Below are 5246 nucleotides of genomic sequence, written 5' to 3' on the forward strand. Positions count from 1 at the left end.
GACGGCCAACAGATCGAGGGCACGTTCCGAGCCTCCACGTGACGTGGTCGAGCACCGCGGTTCCTGATGGGGGCCAGCGGCTTCGACCGCGCCACCATCCAGCACCTGTGCGCCATGCTCGACCCCAGGTGACCTCGCCTCTCCGGCACCGGCCGGGGCCCCCGACGGGATATGGACTGCGGCCGCGGGGTGCAACGATCTCGACCTGACGCGCTCAGTGATGCGCCGAGGACGAGAGCGAGGGCGGCGGGGGGCCGTACGCGGTGAGGAACCTGTCCCGGAAGGCATCCATCGGCCAGACCGGTGCGCCGGCGCCCGGCCGCAGCCCCTCCTGCCAGCCCCAGTCCGCCGCCCGATCCATGACCGCCGGGTCGGCGGCGATGATGCTCACCGGCACGTCGTGGCTCACCCCTTCACCGGAGACGATGCTCGCCGGTTGGTGGTCGCCAAGGACCACGAGCACCAGATCCTGGTCGCGGAGCTGCTGCACGAACGAGGTCACCGCGTCGAGTGAGTACGCGATGGACTCGGCGTAGGCGGCCTTCACCAGGTCGGGGTTCCGCCACACCTCCCGCGGCGACTCGCCCTCGGACGGCATCGGGTCGAAGACCGAGCCGTCACCGACCCGGCTCCAGTCGACGAGCCGGGGCAGCGGCGCCCAGGGGGTGTGGCTGGAGACCAGGTCGATCTCGGCCATGACAGGGGGCCGGTTCGGCTGCTCGAGCTCCAGGCGTTGGAGGGCGGCCAGGGTGTATTGGTCCGGCATCGAGGCGTAGCTGAACCGCGGCCCGGCATATCCCACGTTCCGGCGGTCGTAGACCCGGTCGTTGTGGTAGTACGTCGCCGCCACCGACCAGCCCTCCTCGTTGGCTGGTGCGTCGGCGACGGTTCTCCAGCCCGCACGACCGAACGCATCGGTGAGGGTGAGTCGGTCGAGGGTGACGAGGTGGTCGTACCGCGGCTGGTTGTCCACCCACAGACCAGACTGCAGGGTGATGTGAGCCAGCCAGCTGAGGCCCCCAAATGTCGGCGAGGTGAGAAAGCCGCTCCGCGAAGAGAACCCGGCCTTTTGCAGCCGCCGCTCCCCGGCATCGAGCGCAGACTCGACCGCAGGGAGCTCGAGCGCCGTGCGTCCGTAGCTCTCGACGAAGACCAGGAGAACGTCCTTGCCCCGCAGGCCGGTCAGGAGGTTAGTGTCGGGCGTGTTGCGGAAGGGATCCTGCTCGAGCGCCCGCACGAACTCCCGCTGGTCGCGGAGGTCGTCGCGGACCTGCGTGGCGTGGGTGTAGGCGAGCCGGGCCGACGCGGTGGAGGCCATTGGTCCTGCCGGCCTCAGCTGGGCGCCGGACAACGTGGTGACCATCGCGATCGCGGTCAGAAGGGCGAGCAATCGGATCGACGGCCGCCGGTGTGTCGCCACGAGCCGGGTCAGGCGCACCGCGGACAGCGGCAGCAAGGCGATCAGCGCGACGATGAGAAGCCCAGCTCCGATCTGGACGACGAGGGCGCCCGCGCGGCCGATCGAGTCGCCGAGCAGCCCGACCGCGGAGCCGGCGTACGCCATGTCGTAGACGGGGTGGAACGGGCGGTCGAAGGCGAAGTGGAAACCCATGTCGAGCAGCCGCAGAATCGTCAGCGCGCCGAGTCCGAGTCCGCCGAAGAGGGCGAGGATCCGTGCGACCCTAGGCGGCAGCACCAGCACGAGGACGACGAAGAACAGGCCCTCGACGGGAATCCGGAGGAACGCGCTCGGCGCCAGGTCGTCGACCCGGTCCGGCGCGAGGAGCGCGGCCCAGACCAGGAGCAGGGCCAGGGCCGAGGTTACGGTGGTGCGAGCGCCAGGTGGGCTTCCGGCGAGGACCCAGAGCCCCCAGACACTACGGCCGAACGACTCGACCAGCAGGCCCAGCGCGACAAGGAGCATCGCGGTGGTCACGGCATCGGGCAGGATGTCGGCTGCGGCAACGGTCAGCACGACGCCCACGATCGCGGAGACCACCCTGGCCCACTGCCGGGGCGGCAGCGGACCGCGCAGCCACGGCAGCACCCAGCCGGCGGCCACGAACGCATACCGGGCCAGACCCATCGCGAGCACCCACCAGCCCGACTCACGTGCGACGTACACGCTCAGGACCATGATCAGGAACGCGTCGACCTCCATGTCGAAGCGCGCCCCGAAGGCCGAGGTGGTGTCGGTACACCGAGCGACCCGGCCGTCGACACCGTCGAGCACCAGCGCCACCGTCGAGAGCGTCACGAGGATCGCCGCAGGCGCCTGGCCCCCGAACGAGTCCACCGTGAGCGCCGCGGCCCCACAGGCGAGGACTGCGCGAGCCAGTGTCACGCTGTCCGCCGGCCCCAGTCCGACCCGGCTGTGACGCGTCAGCGCACGCGTGAGCAGGGCGGCAAGGCCGGCTCCGCAGGCGACACCCGCCAACCAGCCGGCCGCGTCGAGGCCGGTGGTCGCCGCGAGGACACCGAGGAGCGCGAGCAGGTAGACGAAGCCGGTGAGCGGGCCGTTCGGCGCCCAACTGCGCACTTGACCAACCCGACGCACCGTGCCTCCGTATCTCAGGGGTACGAACAGTCATACGGTAACGGCGACGCTTCGATTCATCTGGGCGGGAAGAGGAGGGTGCGGGTGCCTACGGAAGCGCGCGCATTCTGGATCGCCGAACCTGGCCGGGGCGAGATTCGCACGGTCGCGCTGCCGGATCCTGGTCCCGGCGAGGTGCTGGTACGGACGCTGCGGTCCGGGGTGAGCCGCGGCACCGAGGGACTGGTGTTCCGTGGCGGAGTCCCGCAGAGCCAGTACGACGTGATGCGGGCACCGTTCCAGGAGGGCGACTTCCCCGGCCCGGTAAAGTACGGCTACCTCAACGTCGGCGTCGTCGACCACGGTCCCGACGAGCTCCGGGGGCGCACCGTCTTCTGTCTGTTCCCCCACCAGACGGCGTACGTCGTGCCGGCCGACGCCGTGGCAGTGGTTCCCGACGACGTCCCGCCGGAGCGTGCCGTCCTCGCCGGCACGGTGGAGACCGCGGTCAACGCCCTGTGGGACGCCGGGCCGCTGGTCGGCGACCGGATCACGGTCGTCGGCGCCGGCATGGTCGGGTGCTGCGTCGCCCGGCTGGTCGGTGACGTGCCGGGAACGCAGGTGACGCTCGTCGACGTGGACGACACGCGTGCGCACACCGCGGCCTGCCTCGGCGTCGACTTCGCACTGCCCCAGGACGCCGTCGGCGGTCAGGACCTAGTGTTCCACGCCAGCGCGACGTCAGCCGGGCTGCAGCTCTCCCTGGACCTGCTCGCCGCGGACGGCATGGTCAGCGACCTCAGCTGGTACGGCGACCAGCCGGTCCAGCTGTTCCTCGGTGGCGCCTTCCACTCCGGACGCCTGGGCATCCGGGCCAGCCAGGTCGGCGAAGTCGCGGTGGCCCGGCGCGGACGGCGTACCCCGGCCGAGCGGCGCGCGCTCGCGCTGGACCTGCTTCGGGACGCGGCCTTCGACGCGCTGCTCACCGGCGCATCCACATTCGACGAGCTGCCCGACGTGATGGCTCGACTGTCCGACGGCCGGCTCCGCGCGCTCTGCCACACGCTGACCTACGACGAAGGGTAGGACCGATGTTCAGTGTCACTGTCCGCGACCACGTGATGATCGCGCACAGCCTCCGCGGCGAAGTGTTCGGTCCCGCTCAGCGCCTGCACGGAGCGACGTACGTCGTGGATGCGACCTTCTCCCGGGTCGAGCTCGACTCCGACGACATCGTGGTGGATATCGGCGGGGCCACCGAGGTACTGCGTGGCGTCCTGGCGGACCTCAACTACCGCAACCTAGACGAGGTGCCGGAGCTCGCTGGGCGCAACACAACCACCGAGGTCCTCGCGAGGCTGGTCGCGGACCGGATCGCCGACCGTGTCGAGGGCGGCGAGCTCGGGGACTCCGCGAGTGGGCTGGCGCGGATCGCGGTGACCCTGCGCGAGTCGCACATCGCGTGGGCGAGCTACGAACGGTCGCTGTGAAAAATGTCGTTGTGAACGAGGTGCACGTCGTGGTCCCTGACGGGATCGACGACCCGCGGCGGCCGAGCGGCGGCAACGTGTACGACCGTCGGGCCTGTCGCGGGCTTGCCGCGCTTGGCTGGTCGGTCCACGAGCACAACGTGTCCGGCCGGTGGCCCCGGCCCGACGCGTCCGGGCGCGCGGCGGTTGCTGCGGCGCTGGCCCGGGTGCCTTCTGGCTCACTGGTTCTCGTCGACGGCCTGGTCGCGTCGGTGGCGCCGGAGGTGCTGGAGCCGCAAGCCGGCCGGCTGCGCCTCGTCGTACTCCTGCACATGCCGCGGGACGAGCCGCGCGAGGTCGCGGCGCTGTCGGCGGCGTCTGCGATCGTGGCCACGAGCGAATGGACCCGGCGGTGGCTGAGCGACCACTACGCGCTGCCCGCGCATCCCGTGTACGTTGTGCCGCCCGGCGTCGACGCAGCCGAAGTGGCGGCCGGTACCCCGTCTGGCGGGCGGCTGCTCTGCGTCGGAGGCGTCACCCCGCTCAAAGGCCAAGACCTCCTGCTCGACGCACTGGCCACGGTCGACGACCCCGCCTGGCAATGCGCCTGCGTCGGCGCACTGGACCTCGACCCGGAGTTCGTCGCACACCTGCGACGGCTGGCCGAGGACAAGGGGCTCGGCGATCGGGTGCGCTTCACCGGCCCCCTCACGGGGGACGAGCTCAACCGCGCGTACGCAGAGGCGGACGTCCTGGTGCTGGCCTCGCGCGCGGAGACTTACGGCATGGTCGTCACCGAGGCACTTGCCCGCGGGCTTCCGGTCATCGCCGGGCAGGTCGGTGGCGTACCTGAGGCACTCGGCCACGCTGCCGACGGCAGCCGGCCCGGCCTGCTGATCCCGCCCGGCGACCCACAGACTCTCGGGCAGACGTTGTGTCGCTGGCTCGGTGACCCCCGGGGGCGCGAGCGGCTCCGCGCGGCGGCCCGGTCCCGGCGGCAGAGGCTCTCGGACTGGGCGCAGACCTCGCGTGAGCTGTCCGCCGTGCTATCCGAAGTCGCCGGATGACCAGATGAACCAGCAGCAGGTGACCCCCGTATGACTATCGCGGGATACACGCAGGTGATGGGAGGCACCGCCGTCAGCCGAAGCATCTGGACCTGGGCGCGCCTGGTGGGTGGCGCCGCGATCCTCGCCGTCCTGGTCTGGCGGGTGGGCGCCAGCCCATTCGTGGACGGGCTC

At 71.2% G+C, this 5246-nt stretch carries 4 protein-coding genes; 3 read left to right on the forward strand and 1 reads right to left on the reverse strand.

The genetic code is table 11. The annotated features are described in order from the left end of the window. Positions 1–214: 214 nt before the first annotated feature. Positions 215–2539 (reverse strand): CDP-alcohol phosphatidyltransferase family protein, encoded by a 2325-nt coding sequence (locus VET29_RS04600; RefSeq protein ID WP_324915035.1) that lies wholly within the window; start codon positions 2537–2539, stop codon positions 215–217. Between the two features lie 102 nt (positions 2540–2641). On the opposite strand from VET29_RS04600, the gene VET29_RS04605 reads away from it, so the two are divergent. Genes VET29_RS04605 through VET29_RS04615 form a run of 3 tightly spaced genes read left to right on the forward strand, consistent with a single transcriptional unit; the run spans position 2642 to position 5072 of the window. Further along, positions 2642–3622, forward strand: coding sequence for a dehydrogenase (locus VET29_RS04605; RefSeq protein WP_324915037.1), 981 nt, complete (start codon positions 2642–2644; stop codon positions 3620–3622). Positions 3623–3627: 5 nt separating this feature from the next. Then, on the forward strand, positions 3628–4026 hold the full coding sequence (locus VET29_RS04610) for a 6-carboxytetrahydropterin synthase (protein WP_324915039.1): 399 nt from the start codon (positions 3628–3630) through the stop codon (positions 4024–4026). 29 nt (positions 4027–4055) lie between these two features. Continuing rightward, positions 4056–5072: a glycosyltransferase family 4 protein gene (locus VET29_RS04615; protein WP_324915041.1), complete on the forward strand. Its 1017-nt coding sequence runs from the start codon at positions 4056–4058 to the stop codon at positions 5070–5072. Positions 5073–5246 lie beyond the last annotated feature (174 nt).

The sequence above is a fragment of the Actinophytocola sp. genome, from assembly GCF_035634895.1.
Lineage (GTDB): Bacteria > Actinomycetota > Actinomycetes > Mycobacteriales > Pseudonocardiaceae > Actinophytocola.